General features: G+C 64.2%; 19 protein-coding genes and 2 pseudogenes. 3 read left to right on the top strand and 18 right to left on the bottom strand.

The features are described 5' to 3' along the window. Positions 1-228 precede the first annotated feature (228 nt). Together ACTJKL_RS20825 and ACTJKL_RS20820 are read right to left on the bottom strand one after the other, a co-directional pair. The gene (locus ACTJKL_RS20825) at positions 229-615 is read right to left on the bottom strand and encodes an AGROH133_08824 family phage infection protein (RefSeq protein WP_003530294.1); all 387 of its coding nucleotides are present in this window, start codon (positions 613-615) and stop codon (positions 229-231) included. Positions 616-736: 121 nt separating this feature from the next. After that, the gene (locus ACTJKL_RS20820) at positions 737-2,941 is read right to left on the bottom strand and encodes a primosomal protein N' (RefSeq protein ID WP_440853690.1); all 2,205 of its coding nucleotides are present in this window, start codon (positions 2,939-2,941) and stop codon (positions 737-739) included. Positions 2,942-3,116: 175 nt separating this feature from the next. Between ACTJKL_RS20820 and fsa the strand changes: the two genes are divergently transcribed. After that, positions 3,117-3,770, top strand: a complete 654-nt coding sequence (fsa, locus tag ACTJKL_RS20815; RefSeq protein WP_003530290.1) for a fructose-6-phosphate aldolase — start codon at positions 3,117-3,119, stop codon at positions 3,768-3,770. 168 nt (positions 3,771-3,938) lie between these two features. Here the strand turns inward: fsa and ACTJKL_RS20810 are convergent, their stop codons facing one another. Together ACTJKL_RS20810 and ACTJKL_RS20805 are read right to left on the bottom strand one after the other, a co-directional pair. Next, a complete protein-coding gene (locus tag ACTJKL_RS20810; RefSeq protein ID WP_100672796.1) occupies positions 3,939-5,075 on the bottom strand; it encodes an AAA family ATPase in 1,137 nt (378 codons plus the stop codon). Between the two features lie 9 nt (positions 5,076-5,084). Next, a complete protein-coding gene (locus ACTJKL_RS20805) occupies positions 5,085-6,008 on the bottom strand; it encodes a lysophospholipid acyltransferase family protein (RefSeq protein WP_100672795.1) in 924 nt (307 codons plus the stop codon). 177 nt (positions 6,009-6,185) lie between these two features. Between ACTJKL_RS20805 and ACTJKL_RS20800 the strand changes: the two genes are divergently transcribed. Both ACTJKL_RS20800 and ACTJKL_RS20795 read left to right on the top strand, forming a co-directional pair. Then, positions 6,186-7,121, top strand: a complete 936-nt coding sequence (locus tag ACTJKL_RS20800; RefSeq protein WP_440853689.1) for a tyrosine recombinase XerC — start codon at positions 6,186-6,188, stop codon at positions 7,119-7,121. 86 nt (positions 7,122-7,207) lie between these two features. Then, complete coding sequence (locus tag ACTJKL_RS20795; RefSeq protein ID WP_440853688.1) at positions 7,208-8,284, top strand: TraB/GumN family protein; 1,077 nt, start codon at positions 7,208-7,210, stop codon at positions 8,282-8,284. Between the two features lie 42 nt (positions 8,285-8,326). Here the strand turns inward: ACTJKL_RS20795 and lpdA are convergent, their stop codons facing one another. The 14 genes and pseudogenes from lpdA to ACTJKL_RS20725 all read right to left on the bottom strand — a co-directional run bounded on the left by lpdA (position 8,327) and on the right by ACTJKL_RS20725 (position 24,084). Then, positions 8,327-9,733 carry a dihydrolipoyl dehydrogenase gene (gene lpdA, locus ACTJKL_RS20790; protein ID WP_440853687.1) on the bottom strand — a complete coding sequence of 469 codons (1,407 nt, stop codon included), beginning with the start codon at positions 9,731-9,733 and terminating at the stop codon, positions 8,327-8,329. 36 nt (positions 9,734-9,769) lie between these two features. Then, positions 9,770-10,522, bottom strand: coding sequence for an SDR family oxidoreductase (locus tag ACTJKL_RS20785; protein ID WP_440853686.1), 753 nt, complete (start codon positions 10,520-10,522; stop codon positions 9,770-9,772). Further along, positions 10,519-11,019: a hypothetical protein gene (locus ACTJKL_RS20780; RefSeq protein ID WP_440853712.1), complete on the bottom strand. Its 501-nt coding sequence runs from the start codon at positions 11,017-11,019 to the stop codon at positions 10,519-10,521. Before ACTJKL_RS20780 ends, ACTJKL_RS20785 begins: the two co-directional genes overlap by 4 nt. Further along, positions 11,019-11,663 carry a LysE family transporter gene (locus tag ACTJKL_RS20775; protein ID WP_440853685.1) on the bottom strand — a complete coding sequence of 215 codons (645 nt, stop codon included), beginning with the start codon at positions 11,661-11,663 and terminating at the stop codon, positions 11,019-11,021. Before ACTJKL_RS20775 ends, ACTJKL_RS20780 begins: the two co-directional genes overlap by 1 nt. A 189-nt stretch (positions 11,664-11,852) precedes the next feature. After that, positions 11,853-13,109: a 2-oxoglutarate dehydrogenase complex dihydrolipoyllysine-residue succinyltransferase gene (gene odhB, locus ACTJKL_RS20770; protein WP_338284020.1), complete on the bottom strand. Its 1,257-nt coding sequence runs from the start codon at positions 13,107-13,109 to the stop codon at positions 11,853-11,855. Positions 13,110-13,224: 115 nt separating this feature from the next. After that, on the bottom strand, positions 13,225-16,221 hold the full coding sequence (locus ACTJKL_RS20765) for a 2-oxoglutarate dehydrogenase E1 component (protein ID WP_018097288.1): 2,997 nt from the start codon (positions 16,219-16,221) through the stop codon (positions 13,225-13,227). 279 nt (positions 16,222-16,500) lie between these two features. Further along, positions 16,501-17,403: a succinate--CoA ligase subunit alpha gene (sucD, locus tag ACTJKL_RS20760; RefSeq protein ID WP_003530262.1), complete on the bottom strand. Its 903-nt coding sequence runs from the start codon at positions 17,401-17,403 to the stop codon at positions 16,501-16,503. A gap of 6 nt (positions 17,404-17,409) precedes the next feature. Beyond that, a complete protein-coding gene (gene sucC / locus ACTJKL_RS20755) occupies positions 17,410-18,606 on the bottom strand; it encodes an ADP-forming succinate--CoA ligase subunit beta (RefSeq protein WP_018097289.1) in 1,197 nt (398 codons plus the stop codon). A 33-nt stretch (positions 18,607-18,639) separates the two neighbouring features. Beyond that, complete coding sequence (gene mdh, locus ACTJKL_RS20750; RefSeq protein WP_018097290.1) at positions 18,640-19,602, bottom strand: malate dehydrogenase; 963 nt, start codon at positions 19,600-19,602, stop codon at positions 18,640-18,642. A gap of 183 nt (positions 19,603-19,785) precedes the next feature. Beyond that, positions 19,786-20,940, bottom strand: a complete 1,155-nt coding sequence (zapE, locus tag ACTJKL_RS20745) for a cell division protein ZapE (RefSeq protein WP_440853684.1) — start codon at positions 20,938-20,940, stop codon at positions 19,786-19,788. 41 nt (positions 20,941-20,981) lie between these two features. Then, positions 20,982-21,125, bottom strand: a pseudogene (locus tag ACTJKL_RS20740) (helix-turn-helix transcriptional regulator); the annotation flags it as partial. A 62-nt stretch (positions 21,126-21,187) separates the two neighbouring features. After that, positions 21,188-21,727, bottom strand: a complete 540-nt coding sequence (locus ACTJKL_RS20735; protein ID WP_440853683.1) for a protease inhibitor Inh/omp19 family protein — start codon at positions 21,725-21,727, stop codon at positions 21,188-21,190. 218 nt (positions 21,728-21,945) lie between these two features. Next, positions 21,946-22,701, bottom strand: a pseudogene (locus tag ACTJKL_RS20730) (carbohydrate ABC transporter permease); the annotation flags it as partial. Positions 22,702-22,779: 78 nt separating this feature from the next. Next, positions 22,780-24,084, bottom strand: coding sequence for an ABC transporter substrate-binding protein (locus ACTJKL_RS20725; RefSeq protein ID WP_275597214.1), 1,305 nt, complete (start codon positions 24,082-24,084; stop codon positions 22,780-22,782). Positions 24,085-24,214 lie beyond the last annotated feature (130 nt).

The following is a 24,214-nucleotide window of genomic DNA, read 5'->3' as shown; positions in this document are numbered from 1 at the left end:
CAAAATCATCCAGGAATGCCAGGACAGGCGAACCGTCGACCTAACATCTTGAATTTGCTGCAATAACTCGCAGGATATCGAGGCCGGTCGACCCACTTCCCCCGCAGTTCGCGGTTCGTCTAGCATAGGATGTTTGGACTCGCAACACGCCAACGGCAGGAATGCGGCATTACCCGGCCGCTTCGGCCGAATTTTGCCGTAAATAGTGTCGCAGGCCCTTGTCGGCGATCAGATCAGCCCGAAAACATAGGCAAGAGGCAGGATCGCGAGCGCCGCCTGGACCAGGAGCGCGAGCCAGTTGAAGAGGGTCGCGCCGTTGTCGCTCATGATCGACAGGATGCGACCGAACGCCGCGAGTGCGAAAGCCGCGCCGACGGCGAGATAGACCATTGGCTGGGCAAGCAGGATGGCGCCGAGGCCCAGGCCGAGATGCATGCCGCCCATGGTGGAGCGGGCCTCCGCCAGCCCTCCCCTCCGCCCCTCGGCGATGCCGATCCCGGCGGCGCGAAAGGTCAGGCGCGGCGCAAAGAGCATGACGAGCCCGATCAGCGCCGCGAGCGCGGCCGCACAAAAAGCCAGCAACTCCCCGGTTTCCGTCGGTATGTAGAACTCCATCTCCGTCCCCGCCCGTTGCTGTGGACCCTCCGCTCGCGCCGAGCCGACGCGATGCGTGGAAGAGGTCTAGCCTATGTCCTTCCGGATGTGAATCGGTCGAAGGACGAAGATCCGACAGTGATCACAAAAAACTCTGCGGATCGATGTCGAGCTGGACGCTGATCGATCCGCGCTCCTTGGGGCCGGCGGCGATCATCGCCCGGACGAAGGACTGCATGTCGCTGTTGCGCCGCCCGTGGACGAGAAGCCGGAAGCGATGTCGGCCGCGGATGAGCGCAAGCGGCGCTTCCGCCGGTCCGAGGATCGCGATGCCGTCGACGCGCGGCGCGGCATTGCGCAGTCCGCGGGCGTGGCCCTCGGCATCGCCGCGCGTATCGGCCGAAACGATGATCGAGGCGAGCCGGCCGAAAGGGGGCAGCACCGCCCTTTCCCGCTCATGGATCTCGCGTTCGTAGAAAGCGTCGGAATCGCCGGACACGATCGCCTGCATGACCGGATGCTGCGGCTGATAGGTCTGCAGAAGCCCGAGGCTCTTGAGGCCCGTCCGGCCGGCACGCCCCGTCACCTGGGAAAGGAGCTGGAACGTCCGTTCCGCAGCGCGCGGGTCGCCATTGGCAAGACCCAGATCCGCATCGACGATGCCGACCAGCGTCATGTTCGGGAAGTTGTGGCCCTTGGCGACGAGTTGGGTGCCTATGACGATGTCCGCCTCCCCACGGGCGATCGCCTCGAGCTCCAGCCGCAGCCGCTTGACGCCCATCAGGTCGGAGGAGAGCACAATGGTGCGCGCGTCGGGGAAATGCCGCTCGACCTCTTCGGCGATGCGCTCCACCCCGGGGCCGCAGGCAACGAGATGATCGAGCGTGCCGCATTCCGGGCAGGCTTCCGGCGTCCTCTCCGAATAGCCGCAATGATGGCACTGGATCTGCCCGCGGAAACGGTGCTCGACCAGCCAGCTCGAGCAGTCCGGGCACTGAAAGCGATGGCCGCAGACGCGGCAGAGCGTCAGCGGCGCATAGCCGCGCCGGTTCAGGAACAGGAGCGCCTGCTCGCGCCGGCCGATCGTCTTGCCGATCTGGTTCACGAGCACCGGCGAAAGAAAGCCGCCGCGTTCCGGCGGATGGCGGCGCATATCGACTATGCCGAGATCGGGGAGCGCCGCATCGCCGAAGCGGGTGGGCAGATGGATCGGCCGGTAACGCCCCACCTCGCCGTTCACCCGGCTCTCGACCGAAGGTGTGGCGGAGACGAGCACGACCGGAAAATTGCCGATCCGCCCGCGTACCACGGCCATATCGCGCGCATTGTAGAAGACGCGGTCCTCCTGCTTATAGGCGGGGTCGTGCTCCTCGTCGACGATGATGAGGCCGAGATCCTCGAAGGGCAGGAAAAGCGCCGAGCGGGCGCCGGCGACGACGCGCACCTGGCCGGTCGTCACCTGCCGCCAGACCTTTTCCCGCGTGCGCGGCGCGAGATCGGAATGCCACTCCGCGGGCTTCGCGCCGAAGCGCTCCTGGAAGCGTTCGAGGAAGCTTGCGGTCAGCGCGATCTCCGGCAGCAGGATCAGGACCTGCTTGCCGGCGCGCAACGTCGCCGCTATCGCCTCGAAATAGACCTCCGTCTTGCCGGAACCGGTAATGCCGTCGATCAGCGATACCGAGAATTTCCGCTCCTCGACGGCGACCAGCAGGGCGGCAGCCGCCTGCCTCTGCGGGCCTTCGAGGCGCGGCGCGGCGAAAGCCGGATCCGGCGCGGCGACGACCGGCGGCGGCGGCATGAAGACGGTTTCGAACACGCCCTGCGACGTCAGGCCGTCGATGACGCTGGACGAGACCCCCGCGGCATGGGCAAGCCCCGAGCGGGTCCAGGAAAGCCCGTCGCTCGCGGTGGCGAGGACGCGCTCGCGCGCCGCAGTCATCCGTTCCGGCCGCATCTCGGTCAGACGCAGGGCCTCCACCATCGGCTCCGGATCGAACGCGGCCGGCGCCCGGAGTGCCATCCGGGCGACGAGGCCCGGCGGCGTCAGCGTGTAGCTCGCCACCCAATCAAGAAAGGCGCGCATGTCCGGGCCGAGCGGCGGACAGTCGAAGACCTTCTCGATCTGCTTCAGCTTTTTCGGATCGACGCCGCCATCGTCTTCTCCGTCCCACACGACGCCGACGACGAAACGGGGGCCGAGCGGCACCTGGACGATCGATCCCGGCTCGACCGCCATGCCGTCGGGCACGGCGTAGGAATAGGCCCTCGGCGCCGGCATGGGCACCAGGACGGGCACCACCCGGCGGTCGAGTACGGGGCCGAATAAATCGGTTGAATCAAGAGTCATTTTGCCGTGACCTTGCCACCGCTTTCAGTTAAAGAAAACTCGCAGCGAACCGCTGCCTTGCGGAAAGCAGGGTTTGTCACGGTTCCAACCGAGTTTCAACGCGCGCGATATCCGCCATGGAATTTCCTGCTGTGGAGATGCGCCCGAAACGGCTGAGTGCCAAAGGAAGACTCCGATGAAATTTTTCGTTGATACCGCCGATGTGAAGGACATCCGGGAACTGAACGATCTCGGCCTGCTCGACGGCGTCACCACCAATCCGTCATTGATCCTGAAGGCGGGCCGCGACATCGTCGAGGTTACCAAGGAAATCTGCTCGATCGTCGAAGGACCGGTTTCGGCCGAAGTGACCGCGACCGAATACAGCGCGATGATGAAGGAAGCGGCCGCGCTTTCGAAGATCGCCGACAATATCTGCATCAAGCTGCCGCTGACGCTCGACGGCCTCAAGGCCTGCAAGGCGCTGACCTCGGACGGTCACCAGACCAATGTGACGCTGTGCTTCTCGGCAAACCAGGCGCTGCTCGCCGCCAAGGCCGGCGCGACCTTCGTTTCGCCGTTCATCGGCCGCCTCGACGATATCGCCGTAGACGGCATGGACCTGATCCGCGAAATCCGCCAGATCTTCGACAATTACGGCTACGAGACGGAGATCCTTGCCGCCTCGGTGCGCACGGTCAACCACGTCAAGGAGGCCGCCCTCATCGGCGCCGACGTCGTCACCGCCCCGCCGGCAACGCTGAAAGCCCTGGTCAAGCACCCGCTGACCGACAAGGGCCTCGAAATGTTCCTCGCCGACTGGGCCAAGACCGGCCAGAAGATCGCCTGATCCTCCGGCGTCGAACGGAATTGACAAGGGGCCTCGCAGTGATGCGGGGCCTTTTTTCCGAGTTCGCCCGTCTTCTAAAGGTCGCTCTGCAGGCGGGCGAGGGGCCGAGTACGCGGCCGTCATGTTGCCCTGCCTGCAGGGTGGCCGGCAGGCCAGATAAGAGAGCCCTTATTCGTCCTCTTCTTCGACCGCGCCGGTAAGCCGCATGCCGTCGATCCAGGTGGCTCCGTCCTTGCGAATCACACGACGCGGACGAACGCCACACTGCTGCCGGACCAGCTCGGCCAGGCGTTCGGAATGCGTGACGATCCAGATCTGGCTCTCCCCAGCGGCACTGGCGACCATGGCAGCCAGTGCCGGCAGCATATCGGGATGAAGGCTCGTCTCGGGCTCGTTGAGCGCGATGAACCGGGGACGGCGATAGGACAACAGCGCCGCCGCAAGTGCCAGAAAACGCATCTGCCCGTCCGAAAGCTCGCGCGGCGAAAATGCCCGGTGCGGAAAGTCCGGAAAGACGAGCGAGAATTCGGCGAACTGGCCGGGTTCGGGCACCTGCAGGCGGGCGCCTGCAAAGGCGTCGGCGACCGCGCGATCGAGATCGACCGTATCCTGCCTCGTGTGCCGGAGCGTCGCGAAGACGGCGGCCATGTTGGCGCCGGTTTCGTCCAGCAATGGCGCGGTGATGGCGAGGCAGGGCATCCGCAGCGGCGATTCGCGGTCGGTGCGAAAGCCGTGAAAGAACCGCCATTGGTCGACCGCCCGGCGGAAGCTGCCGATTTCAGGGTAGTGGCCGGCATCGCCGAGCAGCGCGATAGCCGTCTCCGAGGTCATCGCCTGCTCCGGATAGTCCACCATCCGGCCGCCCTCGCCGCGCACGAAGATACCGGGGCCGGTGCGCTTCATCACCGGAACCGGGCGCCGGCCCGTCTCGATCGTGAGCTCCTCCTCCTTGACCTGCGGCTCATAGGCGAAACCCGCCGCCGCCTTTGGCGGGCGGAAACCCGCCTCGATCCGGTAGCGGAAGGTGATCGCTCGCTCCTCGTCGATCAGTTCGGCGTCCAGCCGAATACGCGCCGGCTTGCCGACGCGCTGCGGGCCGCTCCAGATGGCGGACGCCATGCCGCCTTCTTCCGCAATCTCGCGGGCGAGATGGCCTCTCACGGCAGCCTGAACCAGCTGCAGGGCACGATAGAGGTTGGACTTCCCGACGCCGTTCTCTCCGATGAAAAGATTGACGCCGGCCAAATCCATTCGGATCGAGCGCAGCGACCGGTAGTTCTCGGCGAACATCGAGCGAAGCATCATGGTGACGGCTTAGCCCGCTACAACCGCCCTGGCAGACAGCTCGAACGCCGCATCGCTGTCGGCAGCCAGTGCGTGTACCGTATGACGCTCCAGCGCACGCGTCACCTCCACCGGATCACCGTCGAGCGCATCCGCCGGAATGAGATTGCCGATCCGGAAGTCGAAGCGGTCGCCCTTCTTGTTCAGGAGTTCGTGGAACACCGTCATGTCGCGCAGTTCCGTCGACCATTTGGCAAACCAGTAGAAGAGGCCGGAATTGCGCGCGCTCATATGCACCGGCAGGATCGGCAGGCCGTATTTGCGTGCGAAGCCGACCGCCGAGCTCTTCCAGGGGCGCTCGTTGAGCCGTCCCTCGGCCCAATAGGCGATGCGGCCGGAGGGGAAGAGCACGGTCGCCTTGCCCGCCTCGATGGCCCTGTTCGTCACCTGCAGCGTTTCGCGCGCCTTGAGCTTCGACTTGTATTCCTCGCGCCATTCCACCGGAATGACCATTTCCACGAAGCGCGGATTGACGCGGATCGCGTCGCGGTTCGCAAAGAACATCATGTCCGGCCGCCGGCTCTTCAGGAGATCGAAGACGGCGATGCCGTCGGCGATCCCCGTCGGATGGTTGCTGACGAGCAGGAACCCGCCCTTCTCGGGAATGCGCTCCGGCTTATCGGCGCGGATCTCGAGAGCGAGAAGCGAACTCAGATGCTCGAAGGCCTGGAAGCCCGGCATATTGGCGACGGCATTGGCGAACTCGATCGCCTTGCGGTAGTTGAGCAGCGTGTAGAGAAAGGGCCGCATGACGGGCCACAGGGGATGGCAGACGATCTTCTGGCCGCGTTCCGCGATCAGCGTATCGACGATATGACCCGGACGCCCTTGCGAGACCAGCGCAACCGCCTCTGCAAAATGCGCCAGAGCGCTCGCCGAATCACGTCTCGACATTGTCCCATCCGCTGTTGCTGGCCGAACATTGCAGTTCAATATGATCGAACAATGACAAATTCCAAGGGGCCGCAGCAGCAAACTTCAGCACGTTAGCAAAAACATAACACGCCCGATGCGATGCTCCGAGCCTGGATCAGTGAGCGCACCGCGCTGATGAACCCGCCGGGCCCGATGATGAACGAACTTCTTGCCATAGGCCATCCCGAAGTGATGGCGGAACGAAGGCGCTGGCTTGCGAGCCTCGCCGAGGAACGCCGGTTGTCCGAAAAAACGGTAGACGCCTATGAACGCGACACGCGGCAGTTCCTGACATTCCTGACCGGGCACCTCGCCGGTCCGCCGCGGCTCTCGGATATTCGCGCCCTTCGCCCCGCGGATCTGCGCGGCTTCCTGGCGCAGCGCCGCAAGGGAGGCGCCGGCGCACGCACGCTCGGCCGCGGCCTGGCAGGTCTGCGTTCCTTCCTGCGCTATCTCGAGAGAAACGGGCTCGCCAATGCGGCGGGTGCAGGGGCGGTGCGGTCCCCGAAGCAGCCGAAGTCTCTCCCCAAGGCATTGACCGACCGGGAGGCCCTGAAGGTCGTCACCGCGGACGCGCAACTGGCCGAGGAACCCTGGATCGCGGCGCGCAATGCCGCAGTGCTGACCCTGCTCTATGGCTGCGGCCTGCGGATAGCGGAGGCGCTGGACCTGACCCCCACCGATTTCTCAGGACCGGTGACGTCGCTCAGGGTCACCGGAAAGGGCGGCAAGACACGGATCGTGCCGATGATCGCCGCCGCCGCCGAAGCGGTCGAGACCTATCGAAAGCTCTGCCCCTACCATATCGAGCCCGGAGAGCCGATTTTCCGCGGCGCCCGCGGCGCGAAGCTCCAGCCGGCGATCATCCAGCGCGAGATGCAGAAGCTGCGCGCCGCACTCGGCCTGCCGGATTCGGCGACACCGCACGCGCTGCGCCACTCTTTCGCGACGCATCTTCTGGCGGGCGGAGGGGATCTCCGCACCATCCAGGAACTGCTCGGCCATGCCAGCCTGTCGACCACGCAGGTCTATACCGGCGTCGATTCGGCACGGCTTCTGGAAATCTACGACCGCGCCCACCCGCGCGCCTAAAATCTGACGTCCTTGGCCGTTAACCAAGCGTGTTAAGGAACCCGTGACCGTGGGGGAGTAGGGTTCCGTCAATGCCGGGGGCATCCATGAACACTTTCACCAGACCCGTCCGCGATCTCGCGACCAAGGCGGCCGACGGCCTGTTGTGGCTGACGGCACTGCTCAATCTACTGACGGCGGCGAGCCTCGTTGCCGCCCTGCTCCATGTGTCGGAGGCACGGGCGGAAGAGACGGACTGCGCCGGCAGCAACATCTTGACCGGCCTCGAACATTCGGATCCGGCCCGCCTGGCGGCGCTGCGCGCGGAAGCGGCGGCGGTGCCCAACGGAAAGGGCCTGCTTTGGAAGATCGAAGGGCACGGTCAGGCGCCCTCCTTCCTCCTCGGCACCATGCATGTCACCGATCCGCGCGTGCTGGCGATGCCCGGCGGCGCGACGGAGGCCTTCGCAAGGGCTGAGACGGTGATCGTCGAGTCCGACGAGATCGTCGACCAGAACAGGGCAACCGCCGCGATCATGATGCAGCCGGAACTGACCATGTTTACCGGCGACAAGACGATCAACGATTTCCTGAAGCCGGAGGACCGCGCGCTACTCGAAAGCGGTCTCAAGGCCCGCGGCATCCCGCTGCCGCTCGTCACCAAGATGAAGCCCTGGATGATTGCCAGCTTCGTCGCCCTGCCGGCCTGCGAGTTCTCGCGCAAGGCGGCCGGTGCCTCCTTCCTCGACAAGAAGCTCGCCGAGGACGCTCTGAGGGAGGGCAAGACGCTCAAGGGTCTAGAAACGCTGGTCGAGCAGCTTTCGGCAATGGATTCGCTGCCGGTCGAAATGCATCTCAAGGCACTGATCGAAACGCTTGCTCTCGGCAAGACGATCGACGACGTGATGACGACGACCACCGATCTCTACCTCTCCGGCGAGACGGGCACGATCATGCCCATGATGAAACTCGCCTCAGCCGGGATTTCATCCGACGACGCCGGCTATGCCGAGTTCGAGCAGCGCATCATCATCGATCGCAACAGGATCATGGCAGATCGCGCCGCGCCCCTCCTGAAGGGCGGCGGCGTGTTCATGGCCGTGGGCGCGCTGCACCTTCCCGGGAAGGAAGGCCTCGTCGAACTCCTGCGTCAGCAGGGGTTCACTGTGACGCAGGTGGAATGACCGGCCGGTCAATGCGGTGGGAGGGCAGGGCCCTCCCGATAATCACATGTGGATCGGCTTGGCGAAGGTGGCGAGCGCCGCTTCCTTTACCGCCTCAGACATCGTCGGATGGGCGTGGCAGGTGCGGCCGAGATCCTCCGACGATCCGCCGAACTCCATCAGCACCGCGATCTCGTGGATCATTTCGCCGGCGCCGAAGCCGATGATGTGGCCGCCGAGCACGCGGTCGGTCTCCTTGTCCGCGAGGATCTTCACGAAACCGTCCGTCTGCAGCATGGCCCGGGCGCGGCCATTGGCGGTGAAGGGGAACTTGCCGACCTTGTAGGCGACGCCCGCGGCCTTCAGCTCTTCCTCGGTCTTGCCGACGGAGGCGACCTCGGGCTGGGTATAGACGACGCCTGGAACGACGTCGTAATTCACATGCCCGGCCTGGCCTGCGATGATCTCCGCCACGGCAACGCCTTCGTCCTCGGCCTTGTGCGCCAGCATCGGCCCACGCACGACGTCGCCGATCGCATAGACACCGGTAATGCTCGTCTGGAAATGCTGGTCGATCTCGACGCGGCCGCGCGAATCGAGCACGACGCCCGCCTTGGCGAGACCCAAGCCGTCCGTCGAGGGCTTGCGTCCGGTAGCGATGAGCACGACCTCGGCATCGAGCGCAGTGGCCTCGCCGCCCTTAACCGGTTCGAAGGTGACCTTGGCACCGTCGCCGGATTTCACGACACCGGTCACCTTGGCGCCGAGTTTGAAGTCGATGCCCTGCTTGGTCAGCATCCGCTGAAGCTGCTTGGCAACCTCGCCGTCCATGCCGCCGAGAATCGTGTCGAGGAATTCGACCACGGTCACCTTTGCGCCGAGGCGCGCCCAGACGGAGCCGAGCTCGAGGCCGATGACGCCTCCGCCGACGACGATCATGCTCGCCGGGACCTTTTCGAGCGCGAGCGCCCCGGTCGAGGAGACGATCACCTTTTCGTCGAACGCGACCTCCACGCCCGGAATGCCGGCGACGTCCGAGCCGGTGGCGATGACGACGTTCTTCGCCTCGAGCACCTGCTCCTCTCCGCTTTCGTTCGTGACCGAGACCTTGCCCTGGCCGAGAACCTTGCCGGTACCCTGGAATCCGTCAATCTTGTTCTTCTTGAAGAGGAAGGAGACGCCGTCGACATTGGACTTAACGGTCGCGTCCTTGTGGGCCATCATCTTCTGAAGGTTGAGCTTCGGGCTTGCGACCTCGACTCCCAGCGCCTCCAGGCCGTGCTGCGCCTGATGGAACATTTCGGAAGCATGCAGCAGCGCCTTGGAGGGGATGCAGCCGATATTCAGGCATGTGCCGCCATAGGTGCTGCGCTTCTCGACCACGGCAACCTTCATGCCGAGCTGCGCCGCCTTGATGGCGCAGACATAGCCGCCGGGGCCGCTTCCGATAACGATGAGATCATAGGCCATTTGATAATCCTTCTTGGGAGGACGGTCTTGGGAGGGCTACCGCCCGCCACTGACGGTGAGAATGGTTCCCGTCACGTAAGTCGCCTTGTCGGACAGGAGATAGAGAATTGCATCGGCAACTTCGCCGGCCGTTCCGGGCCGCTGCATCGGGATCGTGGGTGCGAGGTCGCGGGCGCGGTCGGGCAGCCCGCCGGAGGCATGAATTTCCGTATCGATGATGCCGGGCCGGACCCCGTTCACGCGTATGCCCTCGGTGGCAACTTCACGCGCCAGGCCGATCGTGAAGCTGTCGATCGCGCCCTTCGTGGCGGCGTAGTCGACATATTGCCCCGGCGCGCCAAGCACGGCGGCGATGGAGGAGAGATTGACGATCGAGCCGCCCCGCCCGCCGTGGCGCGTCGACATCCGGAGCACCGCCTCGGCGGCGCAACGGATGGAGCCCGTCACGTTGGTGCGGAACAGCCGCTCGATCCGCTCGGGCGAAACCTCGTCAACGCGCTGCGGCGGACCGATGATCCCGGCATTGTTGACGAGGCCGTCGAGACGGCCGAAGGCGGTGTCGACGGCTGCAAAGATCGCCTTCACCCCCTCTTCCCTGCCCACGTCGCCCTCGACGGAAACGGCCGTGCCGCCAGCCTCCGCGATGCGGCGGACCACGTCCTCGGCGGCATCGCGATTGGACGCATAGTTGACGGCGACCCGCCAGCCTTCTTTGGCCGCGGCAAGCGCGACCGCGGCGCCGATGCCGCGGCTGCCCCCGGTGACGAGAAGCACAGGTCCGCTGCTCATGATCCACACCCCTTGAACTGGAAGACGTCCGAACTGTCGGTGGTGCCCTTGCCTTCGCCCCAGGCACTCGATTCACGCAGCGACGGTCCGAAATCCGGAAGCAGGACCCGATCGGCTGCGGGCGCGTCCTCCGGCTGAAGCAGCCCGATCTGGCCGGCCTTGTCGACCGCATAGATCGGGCCCTGCCAGACGGTGCAGGCCTCGAGTTCCGCGCCGGTGACGTCGCCGGTCGGGCAGTCGTTCATGACGATCCCGTTCGCCCGCAGCGGTTCGCCGGACTGCATCACGACCCCATCGAGCAGAAGCCCGGTGTCCCCGATCCTGATCTTGAAGTGATTGCTGGTGACTGCTGCCTCCGATCCGACGGGCTCGAAGCGCAGCTCATAGGTTCCGGCCGGATCGGCGTAGACCGCCCGCGCCTGGGTGCACTCGTCCGCGAGCGCCGGTGCTGCCGAAAGCATAAGCGAAGCGAAGAGAACGTTGCGGCCGCAGATCATCACGCGGCCTTTTCCGTCGCCAGCTTCAGTCCGAGAGCGATGAAGACCATGCCGCTCGCCCGGTCGATCCATTTGCTCGCGCGCGTGAAGGCCGCACGCATCCGCGGCGTCGTCATGAACAGGCTGACCCCGACGAACCAGAGGATCAGCGCGCTCGCCATGACGAAGCCATAGCCGAACTTGACCGTCATCGGCGTATGGGCGCTGACGACCGTCGAGAAGATGGACAGGAAGAAGAAGACCGCCTTGGGATTGAGCGCGTTGGCGGCAAAGCCGAGGCCGAAGGCCTTCAGCGCCGACTGCTGCCTGCGCGCTTCGCCGGTCTCGGCCGCTTCCTCGACCGCGATTTCCGTCTGGCCGGCCCGAAGGGCTTTGATGCCGATGTAGATCAGGTAGGCGACGCCGCACCACTTGACGATGTTGAAGAGGTAGATCGACTGCGAGATGATCAGCCCGAGGCCGAGAATGGTGTAGGTCACGTGGAACATCAGCGACGCGCCGATGCCGAAGGAGGTGACGACCGCCGCGCGGCGGCCGTGCACCAGCGATTGGCGCAGCACCATGGCGAGGTCGGCGCCGGGCGAAACGATGGCGAAGGTGAAGATCGCCATTAGCGAAGCGAGTTCGATCAGATAGCTCATCATGGTTGCGACCGGTGCTTACGATGCCCAACTGTCCGGGATGCGCGCATAGCGTGCTCCCAAAACCTAACCTCTGGTTCCGTGGCTGTCGATGCCCGTCAGACGTGCGTCCCGGTCCGGGCATCGGTGGAGATGGAAACGGGGGCACGCGGCCCCCGCCATTCAGGCCGACCCGGCCCAAATCACCGTGATCTAGAGATCCAGCACCAGGCGTTCCGGGTCCTCGAGGCTTTCCTTGACGCGCACGAGGAAGGTCACCGCTTCCTTGCCGTCGACGATGCGGTGATCGTAGGAGAGCGCCAGATACATCATCGGCCGGATGACGACCTGACCGCCGATCGCGACCGGACGGTCCTGGATCTTGTGCATGCCGAGGATGCCCGATTGCGGAGCGTTGAGGATCGGCGAGGACATCAGCGAACCGTAGACGCCGCCGTTGGAGATGGTGAAGGTGCCGCCCTGCATGTCGGCCATGGCCAGCGTTCCGTCGCGCGCTGCCTTGCCGAGACGGCCGATTTCCTTCTCGATTTCGGCGATCGACATCTGGTCGGCATCGCGCACGACCGGCACGACGAGGCCCTTGTCGGTACCGACGGCGACGCCGACGTGGCAGAAGTTCTTGTAGATGATCTCGGTGCCGTCGACCTCGGCGTTGACAGCCGGCAACTCCTTCAGCGCATGCGTCACGGCCTTGGTGAAGAAGCCCATGAAGCCGAGCTTCACGCCGTGCTTCTTCTCGAAGATGTCCTTGTACTTCGAGCGCAGGCTCATGACGGCGCTCATGTCCACCTCGTTATAGGTGGTGAGCATAGCCGCGGTGTTCTGCGCGTCCTTCAAGCGCCGGGCGATCGTCTGCCGCAGGCGGGTCATCTTCACGCGCTCTTCGCGAGAGGCGTCTTCCGCCGGTGCCGGCGCGCGGGCCTGGATCTTGGCCGGCTCGGCTGCAGCCGGAGCCGAAATGCCCTTGGCGACGGCTGCGAGCACGTCACCCTTCAGCACCTGGCCACGCTTGCCCGAGCCGTCGATCTGATCGGCGGAAAGACTGTTCTCGGCCATGAGCTTGGCGGCCGCCGGTGCCGGCGGCATCGACGTGGACGTCTGCGTCGCGGCAGCGGCGGCCGGCTGTGCGGCCGCGGCCGGAGCAGCGGTAGCCGCCGCAGGTTCAGGCTTCTTCTCGGCCGCAGCCGGCGCAGCGGTGGCAGCACCCGCGCCGCCCTCGGAGATCTGGCCGAGCAGCGCGCCGAGGCCGACGGTTTCGCCCGCCTGCGCGACGATTTCGCTGAGCGTGCCGGCGGCCGGGGCCGGGACTTCGATGGTCACCTTGTCGGTCTCGAGCTCGAGGATCGGCTCGTCGGCCTTGATCGCGTCGCCGACCTTCTTGAACCAGGTGCCGACGGTCGCTTCGCTGACGGATTCGCCAAGGGTGGGAACGCGGATTTCTGTTGCCATGAGTTTTGTTCCGTTGATCAGATTTCTGTTTCTAGCTCTTTGAGTTACGCGCTCCCGGACGGAAAACCGCTACGCTGAAAGTGCGTCAGCGAGCGGCAGACCGTGAGGGGCTTGATCAGCCCCCCAGCGCATCCTCGAGGAAGGCGGCAAGCTGAGCCAGATGCTTGGACATCAGGCCGGTCGCCGGCGAAGCGGCGGCCGGACGGCCGGTATAGCGCACCCGCTGGTACTTGGCATCGATATGGGCAAGGACCCACTCCAGATAGGGATCGATGAATGCCCAGGCGCCCATGTTCTTCGGCTCTTCCTGGCACCAGACCATCTCCGCGTTGCGGAAGCGGCTGAGCTCGTTGATGAGCGCCTTGGCCGGGAACGGATAGAGCTGCTCGACGCGCAGCAGGTAGATGTCGTCGATGCCGCGCTTCTCGCGCTCCTCCAGAAGGTCGTAATACACCTTGCCCGAGCACATGACGACGCGACGGATCTTCGAATCCTTCTGCAGCTTGATCGGGCCGTCCTTGATGACCTCGGCATCGTCCCAGAGGAGACGGTGGAAGGAGCTCTCGCCGGCCATTTCCGACAGGCTGGAGACCGCCCGCTTGTGACGCAGCAGCGACTTCGGCGTCATCAGGATCAGCGGCTTGCGGAAATCGCGCTTCACCTGACGGCGCAGGATGTGGAAATAGTTCGCCGGGGTCGTGACGTTGGCGACCTGCATGTTGTCTTCCGCGCAAAGCTGCAGGAACCGTTCCAGCCGGGCGGAGGAATGCTCCGGCCCCTGACCCTCGTAGCCGTGCGGCAGCAGGCAGACGAGGCCCGACATGCGCAGCCACTTGCGCTCACCCGACGAGATGAACTGGTCGAAGACCACCTGCGCGCCGTTGGCGAAGTCGCCGAACTGGGCTTCCCAGAGCGTCAGGGCGTTCGGGCGAGCGAGCGAATAGCCGTATTCGAAGCCGAGGACGGCCTCTTCCGAGAGCATCGAGTTTATGACCTCGTAGCGTGCCTGGGTCGGCGACAGGTTGGCGAGCGGAATGTAGCGCTCTTCGGTCTCCTGATCGTAGAGAACCGAATGGCGCTGGGAAAAGGTGCCGCGCTCGCAATCCTGACCGGACAGGCGGATCTTGGTGCCCTCGGTCACCAGCGTACCGAAGGCGAGCGCTTCCGCCATCGCCCAGTCGATGCCCTCGCCGGTCTGGATCATGTTGGCGCGGTTTTCCATGAAGCGCTGGATGGTGCGGTGCGCGCTGAAGCCGGCCGGAATTTCGGACAGCTTGCGACCGACCTCCTTCAACTGCTTCATCGGCACCGAAGTGCGCCCGCGGCGCTGCTCATCCTGGTTATCGGCCGTGCGCAGGCCCGACCAGGCGCCGTCGAGCCAGTCGGCCTTGTTCGGCTTGTAGGACTGACCCGCCTCGAATTCCTGTTCGAGATGGGCGCGCCAATCGGCCTTCATCTTCTCGACTTCGCCTTCGCTGATCAGGCCCTGGGCGATCAGCCGGTCCGAATAGAGCTGGACGACGGTCTTGTGCGCACGGATCGCCTTGTACATCTTCGGCTGCGTGAACGCCGGCTCGTCGCCCTCGTTGTGACCGAAGCGGCGGTAGCAGAACATGTCGATGACGACCGGCTTGTGGAACTTCATCCGGAATTCGGTCGCGACCTTGGCCGCATAGACCACCGCTTCCGGATCGTCACCGTTCACGTGGAATATCGGGGCCTCGATCATCTTCGCCACGTCCGACGGATAGGGCGAGGAACGCGAGAAGGCCGGGTTCGTGGTGAAGCCGATCTGGTTGTTGATGATGAAATGCACCGTGCCGCCGACACGGTGCCCGCGCAGGCCGGAGAGGCCGAGAATTTCGGCGACCACACCCTGGCCGGCAAAGGCCGCGTCGCCGTGCAGGATCAGCGGCATGACCTTGACGCGTTCGCGCAGCGGAATGATGTCGCCTTCGAATACGGTTGCCATCTGGTCCTGCTTGGCGCGCGCCTTGCCCATGACGACCGGATTGACGATCTCCAGATGCGACGGGTTTGCCGTCAGCGACAGGTGGACCTTGTTGCCGTCGAACTCGCGGTCCGAGGAAGCGCCCAGGTGATATTTGACGTCGCCGGAGCCTTCCACGTCATCGGGCGTGTAGGAGCCGCCCTTGAACTCGTGGAAGATGGCGCGGTGCGGCTTGGCCATGACCTGCGAGAGAACGTTGAGGCGGCCGCGATGCGCCATGCCCAGCACGATCTCCTTCAGGCCGAGCTGGCCGCCGCGCTTGATGATCTGCTCGAGCGCCGGGATCAGGGATTCGCCGCCGTCGACCCCGAAGCGCTTGGTGCCCTTGTACTTGACGTCGATGAACTGCTCGAAGCCTTCCGCCTCGATGAGCTTCTGCAGGATCGCCTTCTTGCCCTCGGGGGTGAATTCGACGCCCTTGTCCGGGCCTTCGATGCGTTCCTGTATCCAGCCCTTCTCTTCCGGGTTGGACATATGCATGAATTCGACGCCGATCGTCGAACAATAGGTCCGCTCGAGGATCTCGACCATCTCGCGCACGGTCGCATATTCGAGGCCGAGCACGTTGTCGATGAAGATCTTGCGGTCGTAGTCCTTCTCTTCGAAGCCGTAGGTCTTCGGGGAGAGTTCGTCATAATCCTCGACCGGATCGGCAAGGCCGAGCGGGTCGAGCTTGGCGTGCAGGTGGCCGCGCATGCGATAGGCGCGGATCATCATGATGGCGCGGACGGAATCGCGCGTCGACTGATGCACCTCGGCCTCGCTGAGCGCCACGCCGGCAGCGGCTGCGGCCTCCTCGGCCTTCGCCTTGACCTTTTTTTCGATGACCTTCTCGACCGTACCCCAGTCGCCGTCGAGGGCCGAGACGAGTTCGCCATTGGCGGGAATCGGCCAGTTCTGCTTCTTCCAGGAGGCGCCCTTGGCCGCCCTCACCACATCTTCGGGCCGGTCGGCAAGCGCCTTGAAGAAGGACTGCCACTCGGCCGAAACGGATGAGGGGTCCGCTTCATAGCGCGCATGGAGCTGCTCGATATAGGCGGCATTGGCGCCGTCCAGAAAGGATGTGAGCTGGAATTGCTCGTTGGCCTCTTGCCTTGTCATGGTCTATCGCGGACTTCAGCCCGCCTCCTGACTTAAGTTGGTGTGCCGGGTTGTCCCGGTCGTGTTTGCCTTCTGCCGGATCGGCGCCTTCAATGGTCAGGCGCGTCGTTCCGGCTGCGTCGGCCCGGTTCCGGCTGTTCGCCATCTGCACCGGACTTGACGCTCATCATCGTATCTTTCGTGGCTCCAATGGGGCGGCATGGCCTGCCGCCCCGCTGCAAAGTGCCACGGCGACCTTTATGCGTCCGGCAGGACGCGCGGGCGCCGTGGGATTGTTCGTCAGCCCTTCAGGACTTCGACCAGCGTCTTGCCGAGGCGTGCGGGCGAAGGCGAGACGCGGATCCCGGCCGATTCCATCGCCGCAATCTTGTCTTCCGCACCACCCTTGCCGCCGGAGATGACGGCGCCGGCATGGCCCATCGTGCGGCCGGGAGGCGCGGTACGGCCCGCGATGAAGCCGACCATCGGCTTCTTGCGGCCGCGCTTCGCCTCGTCCTTCAGGAACTGCGCCGCTTCCTCTTCGGCCGAGCCGCCGATCTCGCCGATCATGATGATCGACTTGGTCTCGTCGTCTGCGAGGAACATTTCCAGCACGTCGATGAACTCGGTGCCCTTGACCGGGTCGCCGCCGATGCCGACTGCCGTCGTCTGGCCGAGGCCTTCATTGGTGGTCTGGAACACCGCCTCGTAGGTCAGCGTGCCGGAGCGCGAAAGCACGCCGACCGAACCTTTGCGGAAGATGTTGCCCGGCATGATGCCGATCTTGCACTCGTCCGGCGTCAGCACGCCCGGGCAGTTCGGGCCGATGAGGCGCGAAGACGACTTTTCGAGCCGCGCCTTGACCTTCACCATGTCGGCGACGGGAATGCCCTCGGTGATGCAGACGATGAGCGGGATTTCCGCATCGATCGCTTCGATGATCGCCGCGGCGGCACCGGCCGGCGGGACATAGATCACGGAAGCGTTGGCGCCGGTCGCATCGCGGCCTTCGGCGACCGTCGCGAAGATCGGCAGTTGCTCGCCCTTGGCACCGGTCCAGGTCTCGCCGCCCTTCTTCGGGTGAATGCCGCCGACCATCTTGGTGCCGTTATAGGCGAGTGCCTGCTCGGTGTGGAAGGTACCGGTCTTGCCGGTGAGGCCCTGAACGAGAACCTTGGTGTCTTTGTTGATCAGGATGGACATGAAACCTCAGGCTCCCTTCACGGCTGCAACGATCTTCTGGGCGGCGTCGTCCAGATCATCGGCGGAAATCACGTTGAGGCCCGATTCATTGATGATCTTCTTGCCGAGCTCGACATTGGTGCCTTCCAGGCGCACGACGAGCGGCACCTTGAGGCCGACTTCCTTGACCGCTGCAAGCACGCCCTCGGCGATGACATCGCATTTCATGATGCCGCCGAAGATGTTGACGAGGATGCCCTTCACCGCCGGATCGGCCGTGATGATCTTGAAGGCCTGCGTGACCTTTTCCTTCGAGGCACCGCCGCCGACATCGAGGAAGTTCGCAGGCTCGGCGCCGTAGAGCTTGATGATGTCCATCGTCGCCATTGCGAGACCGGCGCCGTTGACCATACAGCCGATATTGCCGTCCAGGGCGACATAGGCGAGGTCGTATTTCGACGCCTCGATTTCCTTGTCGTCCTCTTCCGTCGTGTCGCGCAGCGCGACCACGTCCTCATGGCGGAAGAGGGCGTTGCCGTCGAAGGAGACCTTGGCGTCGAGGACGCGCATCCGGCCGTTCGTCATGACGATCAGCGGATTGACCTCGAGCAGGCTCATGTCCTTTTCGACGAATGCCTTGTAGAGGATCGGGAAGAGCTTCTCGGCATCGGCGCGCGCTTCGCCTTCGAGCTTCAGCGCGTCGGCGAGCGTCTTCAGATTTTCAGCGGTCACACCCTTTTCCGGATCGATCGCGACGGTGACGATCTTCTCCGGCGTATGTTCGGCGACCGCTTCGATGTCCATGCCGCCCTCGGTCGAAACGACGAAGGCCACCCGGCCCACGGAGCGGTCGACGAGGATCGAGAGATAGAGTTCGCGATCGATATCGGCGCCGTCCTCGATATAGAGGCGGTTGACCTGCTTGCCGGCCGGACCGGTCTGCTTGGTCACGAGCGTGTTGCCGAGCATGTCCTTGGCATTGGCGACGACCTCGTCCACCGACTTGGCCAGGCGCACGCCGCCCTTGGCGTCGGGGCCGAGTTCCTTGAACTTGCCCTTGCCGCGGCCGCCGGCATGAATCTGGCTCTTCACCACGTAAAGCGGTCCCGGCAGCTTCTTCGCAGCCGCTTCGGCCTCGTCGGCGGAGAAGATCGCGACGCCTTCCGCGACCGGCGCGCCATAGCTCTTCAACAGAGCCTTGGCCTGGTATTCATGGATGTTCATGGGTTCTTTCCTGTCTGATAGGCCGGATGGCGGTTACTTCAGGCTGGGTGCGATGTTGATGCAGGCTTCGCAAAGGCCGGCGACGGCCGCGACCGACTTGTCGAAGGCTTCCTTCTCGCCCTTGTTGAGGTCGATCTCGATGATGCGCTCGATGCCGCCGGCGCCGATGACGGTGGGCACGCCGACATACATGTCCTTGACGCCATACTGGCCGGAGAGATGAGCGGCGCAGGGCAGCACGCGCTTCTTGTCCTTGAGGTAGGCCTCGGCCATTTCGATCGCCGAGGCGGCCGGCGCATAATAGGCCGAGCCGGTCTTGAGCAAGCCGACGATCTCGGCGCCGCCGTCACGGGTGCGCTGAATGATCTGGTCGAGCTTTTCCTTGGTGGTCCAGCCCATCTGGATCAGGTCGGGCAGCGGAATGCCGGCGACGGTCGAATAACGCGCGAGGGGCACCATGGTGTCGCCATGGCCGCCGAGCACGAAAGCGGTGACGTCCTTGACCGAGACGTTGAACTCCTCCGCAAGGAAGAGCCGGAAGCGCGAAGAGTCGAGCACGCCGGCCATGCCGACGACCTTGTTCTTCGGCAGGCCGGAGAACTTCTGCAGCGCCCAGACCATGGCGTCGAGCGGGTTGGTGATGCAGATGACGAAGGCGTTCGGAGCGTATTTCTTGATGCCGGCGCCGACCTGTTCCATGACCTTGAGGTTGATGCCGAGCAGATCGTCGCGGCTCATGCCGGGCTTGCGCGGCACGCCGGCGGTGACGATGCAGACGTCGGCGCCCTCGATCGCGGAATAGTCGCTCGCACCGGTCATCGATGCATCGAAGCCCTCGACCGGAGAGGATTGCGCGATGTCGAGGCCCTTGCCCTGGGGAATGCCGTCGGCAATGTCGAAGAGGACGATGTCGCCCAGTTCCTTCAGGCCGGCGAGATGGGCCAGCGTGCCACCAATCATCCCCGAACCGATAAGTGCGATCTTGTTGCGCGCCATGAAAGTGCTTCCTTTGTGATCCCAAAATGATCAAGGCCTGAAACGCGGCAAACGCCAAACCTTCGCCGAAAGCCCTTAAACGGCATAGTGAAAAATATCAATCGATACTTTTGGGCAGAGCAAATTCAATCGGTTAGATCGTAAAAATCTTACGTAAACGTAAGAACTATTGTCGCCTGACCGTCATTCCGCCGCTGAATTGTGCGGGTGAGCCGCAGCGTAATCCTGGCTTTGCATCTCGATGAGACGCGAAACCGTACGGTCGAATTCGAAGCCTTCGGTGCCCTTCCTGGCGGTCAGCAGATGCTGCGGTTCGGCGTCAGCCGAGGCGAACAGGCGGGCGCCCTGATCATAGAGAGCGTCGACCAGGATGATGAAGCGCTTCGTCTCGTTGCGCAGGTGCGGCCCGAGATGCGGAACGTGGTCGAGGAAGATGGTGCTGTACTGCGCGACGATGGCAAGGTAGTCGGCGGCGCCGAGCGGCTGCGCGCACAGGTCTGCAAAGGTGAATCGCGCGGCCCGGCCGGCGGCCGCCGGCACGCGGATCGTGCGCCCCTTGCGGCCGATCTCGGCCGAGGCGACCGGCGCTCCGCCCGTTTCCCGATACCAGGCGCGATCCATGGCGGCTTCCGTTTCGGGCCCGAGCGGCGACAGCCACACGGGCGTGCCATCGGTCTTGCCCAGACGATAATCCGTTTCCGTGTCGAGCGAGATGATCTCGGCATTCGCCTTCAGAAGATCGATGAACGGCAGGAAGAGACCGCGATTGAGGCCGTCGCGATAGAGATTGTCCGGCTCGACGTTTGAGGTCGCGACAAGCACGCAGCCCTTGGCGAACAGTTCGCCGAAGAGCCGCGCCAGTATCATCGCATCGGCGATGTCGGTGACGGTGAACTCGTCGAAACACAGAAGCCGCGCTTCGCCGAAGAGATCGGAAGCGACGGGCGGGATCGGATCGGCCTGCTTCGTCTCGCCGTTCTTGAGCTTCTGTCGGTGCCTGTAGATGCGCTCATGCACATCGGCCATGAATTCGTGGAAATGGGCGCGGCGCTTGCGCTGGATCGGTACAGCGTCGAAGAACATGTCCATCAGCATGGTCTTGCCGCGCCCGACGCCGCCGTGGATATAGAGGCCCTTGACCGGCGGCAGGTCCTTTTTGCGCGCCGCAAAGAGCCAGCCGAGCGCATTGGTCTTGCGCGAGGGGCGGCTCGCCAGGAGCTTTGCCGTCAGGCTGTCTAGCCGTCTTGCGATTGCGAATTGAGCCGGGTCGCGCTGCCGCTCGCCGGCGGCAACGAGCGCCTCGAGCTTGCGAAGAATGCTGTCGTCGGGATTGAGCACGATGCGCTTCTATCGTTTCGTGGTTTTGCGGCTTTGGTCCATCATGCGGCGTGAAGCGGAGAAATGCTCAGATCACCTGCGGCATCACGCGCGCGTTCCAGTTCATAATGGCTTTGGAGATTAATCCAGAATTCCGGCGTCGTACCAAAGGCCTTGGAAAGCCGCAGAGCCGTATCGCCGGTCGTGATCGATTCTTGCAAGTTGAGATGCGGGATGCGGGCGAAACCGCACACACTTCTCCTCCGCGCTAGCGGCTGAGGCTGACCGGCTGCCCGCCATTGGTCGAGCCGTCGAAGCGCGCATCGGCCGTCTTGTAGAGCCGGGCGATCGGATTGCCGCTGCGGTCCTTGAGCACGACCTGCTTGCCCGCCACTTCCCAGGATCCCATGGCCGTCAGCTCGCCGGCGCAGCCGCGCGTGCCGCCGCGCGAACCGCTGCCGAGATTGGTGAGGGTCAGGAACATGTCGCAGGAACTGCCGGCGCTCGAAACGCGCCAGTTGCCGACCATCGACTCCTTCGTTACGTCGAGGGCATTGGTGGTTGCGGCCACTTCCGTGCCGGCCGCCGCGCCGGGCGCTGCGGTGCCTGTCGTCGGTGCGGCCGGGAACTGCGACGCCCCCGCCGGGGGCGGCAGTTGCCCCGCGGAGACGGAAGGTACGGGCTGCGCCTGCAGGGGAGCGGGAGCGCGAGAAACATCCTGAGACCCGAAACCACCGAAGGACGTCCGCTGGCATCCGGCTAGCGCAAGTACAACCGCCAACCCGGCCGCCGCATGTGAAACCCGCATATCTTTACCCCCGACATTGTCCGCGAACCATAACGCAACGCGATAATATAGGCCGAATTACAGCAAAACCACCTTTCAAATCAAGGCAAGCCATTTCGCGTCCGGCAGTTGCAGGATTGAGACGCCCGGCGGATTCGCTCGCATGTGCCTTCACACGGACATGGCCCGCCCCGGCGGACAGCCGGGTGTAATGCTCACAGTGCCGCGCCCGTCTGCCTGTCGAAGACATAGACCTGGCTGATGACGGCGAAGAAGATCGACAGCCTGACGGTCGAGCCGAGGAGCGGCAGCGTCACGTAGCGGAATTTCTGCCAACCGGTCGCTCCGTCGATCTCGGCAGCTTCGAGCACGCTCCTGTCGACGGCCTGCAGGCCGGCGATGAACAGCATCATGTGGAACCCGAAATACTTCCAGATGATCACGGCAAGCACCGCATAGATGGCAAGGCTGCGGTCGGCGAGCACGTAAGGGGTGGCGACGCCGAAGAAGCCGGCGACCGCGGCCACGAGCCCGTAGTCGCCATCATAGACGAAACGCCAGATGAGCCCGGCCGCGACATCCGCCAGCACGTAGGGCAGAAAAAAGATCAGCCGGAAGGCGACGACGCCGGCGATCCTGTGCGCGAGCATCATAGCAAGCCAGAGGGCGAGCGGAATCTGCAGGAGCACCGAAACGAGAATGATGATGCCGTTGTTGATCAGCGCCCGCGAGAAGGCCGCATTGTTGAACAGCACCTCGAAATTGCGCAGGCCTACGAACTGCGTTGGGGTTCCGTAGCCGTTCCAGCGATAGAGGCTGTACCAGGCCGCCTCTCCCATCGGCAGGATGACGAAGACCGTGAACAGCAGCAGGGCCGGCGGCAGAAAGAGGATGAGCACCGGCAGGCGCCCGCGCACGGTCGGGCTCTTGTACCGCACTTTCTTGCGGCTTGCCGTGGCCGGCACCGCGGTGATCGTCGCAGTCGCGTCGGTCATCTGGTCCTCGCACCTTTCGTTCCGGATGGTCGAAGGAAAGCCGGGCAGCGGGAGCTCCCGCCGCCCTCGCTTACGCACTCATTCGAGTTCGCGGGCGTCCTGGATCATCCGGGCCGCCTCTTCCGAGGACATCTGTCCGGAGACGATTTCGACCGAAGCGTCGTTCACGACGCGGCCGACGGAGGGGCCGAGATCCTGGTCGAAATAGTTCTGGTGCCAGGTAGAGGCCGCGAGCTGGTCGGCCGAAGCCCGCACCAGCGGGTTGGTGACGCCATCCTCGGCCCCTGCCGCCGCCGGGACGATCATGCCGATGCTCGCCATTAGCCGCTCGTTTTCCGCATTGGTCAGGTAGCGCAGGAAATCCAGCGCTTCAGGCGGAGCATTTTTGGTTACCGCCCAGCCGTTGAGACCGCCCAGTGTGTCGGTGGCAGCACCCGCCCCGCCCTCGACGGCGGGGAAGGGAAAGCGGCCGATATTCTCTGGCGCGAGGCCCTTGCCGTCGCCGGAATTGGCGCGCTGGGTGGCTTCGGTCGTCTCGAAGCTCAGGATCATCGCCGCCTTGCCGTCGCCGAAGAGGCCGAGCGTCTGCGGCCAGCTCGCGCCGAGATAACCGCCCTGGAACGGCTCGAGCTTGCCGAGTTCGGCGAGCTGCTCGCCGGCCTTGATGATCGACGGATGCAGGAAGCCCTCGCCCTCATTGTTCCTGGCATCCTCGAAAACCTGCTGGCCGCCATTGCGCATGACCAGGTAGCTCCAGTAGAAATGCAACGGCCACTTGTCGCCGCCGCCGCCGGCGATCGGCGTAATGCCGGCCTCCTTCAGCGTCTTCACGGCCGTGAGGAAATCGTCCCAGGTCTTGATGTCCTCGGCCTTGACGCCACCCTTCTGAAAGAGCTCCTTGTTGTAGAAGAAGCTGATCGTTCCCATTTTGAAGGGAACCGCATAAATTCTGTCGCCAAAGGTGAAGCCCTTGAGCGCAGCGGGATTGTAGCTCTTCTCCCAGGCGCCGCCGTCGGCGCGCATCGCCTCCGTCAGATCCATGAGCGCCCCGGTCTCGGATTGCTGCTTCAGCACGCCGCCACCCCAGCTATAGAAGAAATGGGGCGCGTCGTCCGACTGCAGAAGCGTCGGCAGCTTCGCCTTGAATGCCTCGTTTTCCAGGAACTGGAGCTGAATATCGACGCCCGCATGTTCCGATTCGTACTTTGCGGCGATGTCCTCCCACATCTTTAAATAGGCCGGAACAGTCTCCAGATGAAGCCACCTGACCACCGTATCGGCGGATGCGTGGCTCGCATCGAAGAGAAGCGCCATGCCGGCTACGGCAGCAAGCGCGGAAAGTCTGATGGCGCGCAGAGGCGCCGACCCGCGTTCGAGCATCATCATTTTTCTCCTCCCAAACTCCTTCAAAGGGGGCAAAACGTCCTCTTCATTTTGTCCCCGATGCGGATTAATTCAGAGGAGATGCCGGCAAATGTCAACAGTCGTCGCGAATATTTCGGGAGCTCCGCTT

Source organism: Sinorhizobium sp. 22678, from assembly GCF_052044265.1.
In the GTDB taxonomy this organism is placed as follows: Bacteria; Pseudomonadota; Alphaproteobacteria; order Rhizobiales; family Rhizobiaceae; genus Sinorhizobium; species Sinorhizobium meliloti_A.
This window is presented reverse-complemented; position numbering and strand designations above follow the sequence as displayed.

Excerpts from the sequence above, each read along its gene's own strand:
- ACTJKL_RS20825 (WP_003530294.1), bottom strand. The coding sequence starts at position 615 with ATGGAGTTCTACATACCGACGGAAACCGGGGAGTTGCTGGCTTTTTGT.
- ACTJKL_RS20820 (WP_440853690.1), bottom strand. The coding sequence starts at position 2,941 with ATGACTCTTGATTCAACCGATTTATTCGGCCCCGTACTCGACCGCCGG.
- fsa (WP_003530290.1), top strand. The coding sequence starts at position 3,117 with ATGAAATTTTTCGTTGATACCGCCGATGTGAAGGACATCCGGGAACTG.
- ACTJKL_RS20810 (WP_100672796.1), bottom strand. The coding sequence starts at position 5,075 with ATGATGCTTCGCTCGATGTTCGCCGAGAACTACCGGTCGCTGCGCTCG.
- ACTJKL_RS20805 (WP_100672795.1), bottom strand. The coding sequence starts at position 6,008 with ATGTCGAGACGTGATTCGGCGAGCGCTCTGGCGCATTTTGCAGAGGCG.
- ACTJKL_RS20800 (WP_440853689.1), top strand. The coding sequence starts at position 6,186 with ATGAACGAACTTCTTGCCATAGGCCATCCCGAAGTGATGGCGGAACGA.
- ACTJKL_RS20795 (WP_440853688.1), top strand. The coding sequence starts at position 7,208 with ATGAACACTTTCACCAGACCCGTCCGCGATCTCGCGACCAAGGCGGCC.
- lpdA (WP_440853687.1), bottom strand. The coding sequence starts at position 9,733 with ATGGCCTATGATCTCATCGTTATCGGAAGCGGCCCCGGCGGCTATGTC.
- ACTJKL_RS20785 (WP_440853686.1), bottom strand. The coding sequence starts at position 10,522 with ATGAGCAGCGGACCTGTGCTTCTCGTCACCGGGGGCAGCCGCGGCATC.
- ACTJKL_RS20780 (WP_440853712.1), bottom strand. The coding sequence starts at position 11,019 with ATGATCTGCGGCCGCAACGTTCTCTTCGCTTCGCTTATGCTTTCGGCA.
- ACTJKL_RS20775 (WP_440853685.1), bottom strand. The coding sequence starts at position 11,663 with ATGATGAGCTATCTGATCGAACTCGCTTCGCTAATGGCGATCTTCACC.
- odhB (WP_338284020.1), bottom strand. The coding sequence starts at position 13,109 with ATGGCAACAGAAATCCGCGTTCCCACCCTTGGCGAATCCGTCAGCGAA.
- ACTJKL_RS20765 (WP_018097288.1), bottom strand. The coding sequence starts at position 16,221 with ATGACAAGGCAAGAGGCCAACGAGCAATTCCAGCTCACATCCTTTCTG.
- sucD (WP_003530262.1), bottom strand. The coding sequence starts at position 17,403 with ATGTCCATCCTGATCAACAAAGACACCAAGGTTCTCGTTCAGGGCCTC.
- sucC (WP_018097289.1), bottom strand. The coding sequence starts at position 18,606 with ATGAACATCCATGAATACCAGGCCAAGGCTCTGTTGAAGAGCTATGGC.
- mdh (WP_018097290.1), bottom strand. The coding sequence starts at position 19,602 with ATGGCGCGCAACAAGATCGCACTTATCGGTTCGGGGATGATTGGTGGC.
- ACTJKL_RS20735 (WP_440853683.1), bottom strand. The coding sequence starts at position 21,727 with ATGCGGGTTTCACATGCGGCGGCCGGGTTGGCGGTTGTACTTGCGCTA.
- ACTJKL_RS20725 (WP_275597214.1), bottom strand. The coding sequence starts at position 24,084 with ATGATGCTCGAACGCGGGTCGGCGCCTCTGCGCGCCATCAGACTTTCC.